The sequence below is a fragment of the Arthrobacter sp. Y3225116 genome (genome assembly GCF_059091245.1).
In genome coordinates this window covers 1-4,249 of record NZ_JBNHGL010000242.1, presented here as the reverse complement: position 1 = coordinate 4,249, position 4,249 = coordinate 1, and the positions used below count along the sequence as shown (strand labels likewise).

Sequence of the window (4,249 nt, the reverse complement as noted above, 5' to 3'; positions counted from 1 at the left end):
GCCGCAGGTGATCGCGCGCGGTGCCGCGGCCGCTGCCGAACGGGCGGCCGAACTGTCGCGCGAGCTGGCCTGAGCCGCGGGGGCCCTGGCTCCCCGGGACCGGCGGGCGGCCCGCTACGGGCGGGCCGCGAAACGCTCCAGCAGGTCCACGTGCCCGGAGACGATCAGCATGTCCCGGCTGGAGACCTTGGTTTCGGGCCGCGCATAGGTGAAGTCTTCGCCGGGCGACTTCACGCCCACCACCGTGACGCCGTACCTGGAGCGCACCTGCGACTCACCCAGCGTGAAGCCCTGGGTCTCCTTCGGCGGGTACATCTTGACGATGGCGAAACCGTCGTCGAACTCGATGAAGTCCAGCATCCGTCCGCCCACCAGGTGCGCGGCGCGGCGGCCGGCGTCGGCCTCCGGGTAGATGACATGGTTGGCGCCGATGCGCGAGAGGATCTTGCCGTGCGAGGGGGTGATGGCCTTGACCCAGAGGTGTTCGATGCCCAGGTCCACCAGGTTCACGGTGATCAGCACCGAGGACTCGATCGAGGTGCCGACACCGACGACGGCGGAGCTGAACTCCTGTGCGCCCAGTTGGCGCAGCGCGTCGATGTTCGTGGCGTCGGCCTCCACCACGTGGGTCAACTGCCCCGACCACTTCTGCACCAGGGTTGGATCACGTTCGATCGCCAGCACCTCGCGGCCCTGCTTGACCAGTTGTTCCGCGGTAGAGGCGCCGAAGCGGCCCAGACCGACCACCAGCACGGGCGCGTTGTGGGCGGGACGTCTGTTCGATGCGGACTTGTCAGCCAATGATGGGCCTCTCTTCGGGGTAGTGGAACAGCTGGCGGCGCTCGCGCAGCGCCAGGGCGGCGGCCAACGTGATGGTGCCGACGCGGCCGGCGAACATCAGGGCGCAGAGCACGTATTTGCCCTCGGGCGGCAGCTCGGCGCTCAGGTTGGTGCTCAGCCCGACGGTGGCGAACGCGGAAATGACCTCGAACAGCACCCGGTCCAGGCTGTCGCCGGTGAAGGCCAGCAGCAGGCCGGCGGCGACGGCCACCAACGTGGCACCCATGACGATCACCGAGATGGCCACCCGCATGGCGCCTTCGGGGATGGTCCGGCCATGGACCTTCACGTCCCGGTCGCCGCGGGCCTCGGCTGCGATGGCCAGGAACACGATCGCGATGGTCGTGACCTTGATGCCGCCTGCGGTCGAGGCGGAACCGCCGCCGGCGAACATCAGGGCATCGGAAAAGAGCATGGTGGACGGCTCAATGTTGTTCATGTCCACCAGGTTGAAGCCGAGCGAGCGGGTCATCACGGACGCGAACGTCGCGTGCAAAACCTTGTCCCAGGTGCTCATGCCGCCCAGGGTCTCCGGGTTGCTCCACTCCATGGCGCCCCAGACCAGGGCGCCTACCACCAGCAGGATCAGGGACACCTCGACCGTGAGCTTGGTGTGCAGGTTCCATTTGCTGAAGCGCCAACCGCGCTCCAGGAGCACCATGACCACCGGGAACCCGAGGCTGCCCAGGAAACCGCCGACCATCAGCGGCAGCAGGATCCACTCGTCGGTCTCGTAGGGGACCAGGCCATCGGAGTGCGGGGTGAACCCCGCATTGTTGAATGCCGAGATGGCATAGAAGATGCCGTGCCAGGCGGCCTGGGGAAAGGATTCGCCGAGCATCAGGAAACGGGGGATCAGCACCAGGGCGAGCACCACCTCGATGATCACCGAGGTGGTGATCACGATCCGCAGCAGCGCGCCGACCTCGCCCAGGCGGCCCGCGTTGCTCATGGCGGACTGGGCGATCAGCTTGCCGCGCACGCCCAGCCGCTTGCTCACCATGAGCGCCAGCAGCGAGGCCAGCGTCAGCGTGCCCAGGCCGCCGATGAAGATGCCCAGCAGGATCACGGCCTGGCCGAAGAAGGTCCAGTGGCCGGCGGTGGACACCACGGTCAGGCCCGTGACGCAGACGGCCGAGACTGCCGTGAAGAAGGCGTCGTGCAGCGGCGTGATGACCCCGTCGCGCGCCGCGGCGGGCAAGGACAGCAGCCCGGTGAAGACCAGGATCACCGCCACGTAGACGATCAGCGCCAGCCGTGCCGGGGAACTGTTGGCAACGCTGTCCACGAAGTCGCGGAGCGTGCGCAAAAGCGAGAATCGTTCGTGTTCCCGCCCGGCTAGCCATGACGGCTGCTGTCTGGTCATCCCGATCGCTTCTGTCCGGCTCCGAAATCGCTGACTTGCTCCTTGCAGTAGTAAATCATCATTTGATCGCACGGGGCGCGGGAAGAATGCGCGCGCACCGGTGCTTTCGCGTAGCCTGTCTGTGATGTCAGCGACCCCAGTTCCCGCGGTTCCCACTCTGGCGGTGTGGAGTGAATCCGTCTTGGCCTACAATTTCGGCGCGCATCATCCCATGTCCCCGATCCGGTTGGACCTGACGGCCAAGCTGGCTGACGAATTCGCCATCTTCCACCGCCCGAACGTCACGTTGGCCGCAGCCGAAATCGCCGGCGACGCGGCACTGCAGACCGTGCACGACCCGGCCTACGTGGCCGCGGTGAAGGCGGTCAGTGAAAACCCGGACGCCATTGACGACGAGCGGGGCCTGGGCACCGAAGACGATCCGGTGTTTCCGGGCATGCATACCGCCAGCGCCCGAATCGCCGGGGCTTCGCTGCAGTCCGCGGCCGCGATCCTGGACGGCTCCGCGCTGCATGCGGTCAACTTCGCCGGCGGCATGCATCACGCCGCGCGCGGCAAGGCGAGCGGGTTCTGCATCTACAACGACTGCGCCCTGGCCATCCAGCACCTGCTGGACAACGGCGTGCAGAGGGTCGCGTACGTGGATGTCGACGCACACCACGGCGACGGCGTTCAGGCGATCTTCTACAACGACCCGCGGGTGCTGACCATCTCCCTGCATGAAACCGGCACCCACCTGTTCCCGGGGACGGGCTTCGCGAACGAGAGCGGGGGCCCGGAGGCGCCGGGAAGTTCCGTCAACGTCGCCATGCCGCCCCGCTCCGGCGACGCCGCTTTCCTGCGGGCCTTCCACGCGGTGGTCCCGCAGCTGGTCAGGGCCTTCGCCCCCGAAGTGATCGTCAGCCAGCACGGCTGCGACAACCACGTCCGCGACCTGCTGAGCAGCCTCCGGCTGAGCGTGGATGCCCAGCGGCAAATGATGCTGGACACGGCCGATTTGGCGCGCGAGGTCTGCGGCGACCGCTGGATCGCCACGGGCGGCGGCGGCTACGACGTCTTCAACGTGGTGCCCCGCTCCTGGACGCACATGCTCGCCATTGTCTCCGGCCGGGCCATTCCGTTGCACAGCGAGGTACCCCAGTCCTGGCAGGACTATGTCGAGGTGCGGTACGGCCAGCAGGCGCCGCTGTACATGGGCGACGACGCCGACCTGTGGTGGCGCTCGTGGGAGGTCGGCTATGACCCCAACGACGGCGTGGACCGCACCGTGATGGCCACCCGCAAGGAAATTTTCCCCTACCACGGACTCGATCCCTGGTTCGACTAGGCGGTTGCCGGGTCGGCCCGGCCACACAGCGGGGTAGGCGGCAGTTCCCGGGCCGGGCGGCCGCGCCAGACCCCGTCGCCGTCCACCGAACCTCGGTATAACGATTCTGCCCCGCCCGGGGCCAAGACCCACGCCGGGGGTGTGCCGCGGAGCATATATGCGGTTAGGGTAATGCAATGGCCATCGATGATGTCTTTGCAGTGATTGCCGAAGGTACCCGCCGGGACATACTCGGCTCGCTCCGTGACGGCGACAAAGCGGTTGGCGAGCTGGTCGAAGAACTGGAGGTCAGCCAGCCGACCGTCTCCAAGCACCTGAAGGTGCTGCGCGAAGCCGGACTCGTCTCCATGCGCGCCCAGGGCCAGAAGCGCTACTACTCGCTGCAGACCGGGCCGCTGCAGCATGTGGCCGAATGGATCATCGGGTTCGGGGTCGATGTCCTGCCCGCGACCGAGGTGGAGCCGGTGGCGCCCGCGGTGGCAGCCGCCGTCGTCGCCCCGCAGGAACCCGGGCATGCGGTGACTGGGCGGAGCCTCGAGGTTCCGGTTCCCGCCAACCTGAGCCGGTCGCTGGGCCAGGCGGCGAACAAGGCAACGACCAAGGCCGCGGACATCTTCGCGCACCTGCCTAAACTGCCGCGCCGCCGCCGCGGCTAAGCGGCAGCCCCGGCGCCGTCGCAGGCGGCAGCCCGGCCTCGTCGCACGCAGCAGCCCGGC

Annotated in this window: 4 protein-coding genes; 2 read left to right on the top strand and 2 right to left on the bottom strand. The window is 67.9% G+C overall.

What is annotated here, in order from left to right; genetic code table 11:
- Positions 1 to 114 precede the first annotated feature (114 nt).
- Positions 115 to 753, bottom strand: coding sequence for a potassium channel family protein (locus AC5RV2_RS15305; protein ID WP_494064873.1), 639 nt, complete (start codon positions 751 to 753; stop codon positions 115 to 117).
- Positions 754 to 793: 40 nt separating this feature from the next.
- Positions 794 to 2,206 carry a TrkH family potassium uptake protein gene (locus tag AC5RV2_RS15300; RefSeq protein WP_494064872.1) on the bottom strand — a complete coding sequence of 471 codons (1,413 nt, stop codon included), beginning with the start codon at positions 2,204 to 2,206 and terminating at the stop codon, positions 794 to 796.
- Between the two features lie 124 nt (positions 2,207 to 2,330).
- On the opposite strand from AC5RV2_RS15300, the gene AC5RV2_RS15295 reads away from it, so the two are divergent.
- Together AC5RV2_RS15295 and AC5RV2_RS15290 are read left to right on the top strand one after the other, a co-directional pair.
- On the top strand, positions 2,331 to 3,533 hold the full coding sequence (locus AC5RV2_RS15295) for an acetoin utilization protein AcuC (RefSeq protein ID WP_494093042.1): 1,203 nt from the start codon (positions 2,331 to 2,333) through the stop codon (positions 3,531 to 3,533).
- 176 nt (positions 3,534 to 3,709) lie between these two features.
- Positions 3,710 to 4,189, top strand: coding sequence for an ArsR/SmtB family transcription factor (locus AC5RV2_RS15290; protein ID WP_494093041.1), 480 nt, complete (start codon positions 3,710 to 3,712; stop codon positions 4,187 to 4,189).
- The last annotated feature ends 60 nt before the right edge of the window (positions 4,190 to 4,249 follow it).

Bases quoted from the DNA above. Each gene is read 5' to 3' on its own strand.
- AC5RV2_RS15290 (WP_494093041.1), top strand. From the start codon at position 3,710: ATGGCCATCGATGATGTCTTTGCAGTGATTGCCGAAGGTACCCGCCGG.
- AC5RV2_RS15295 (WP_494093042.1), top strand. From the start codon at position 2,331: ATGTCAGCGACCCCAGTTCCCGCGGTTCCCACTCTGGCGGTGTGGAGT.
- AC5RV2_RS15300 (WP_494064872.1), bottom strand. From the start codon at position 2,206: ATGACCAGACAGCAGCCGTCATGGCTAGCCGGGCGGGAACACGAACGA.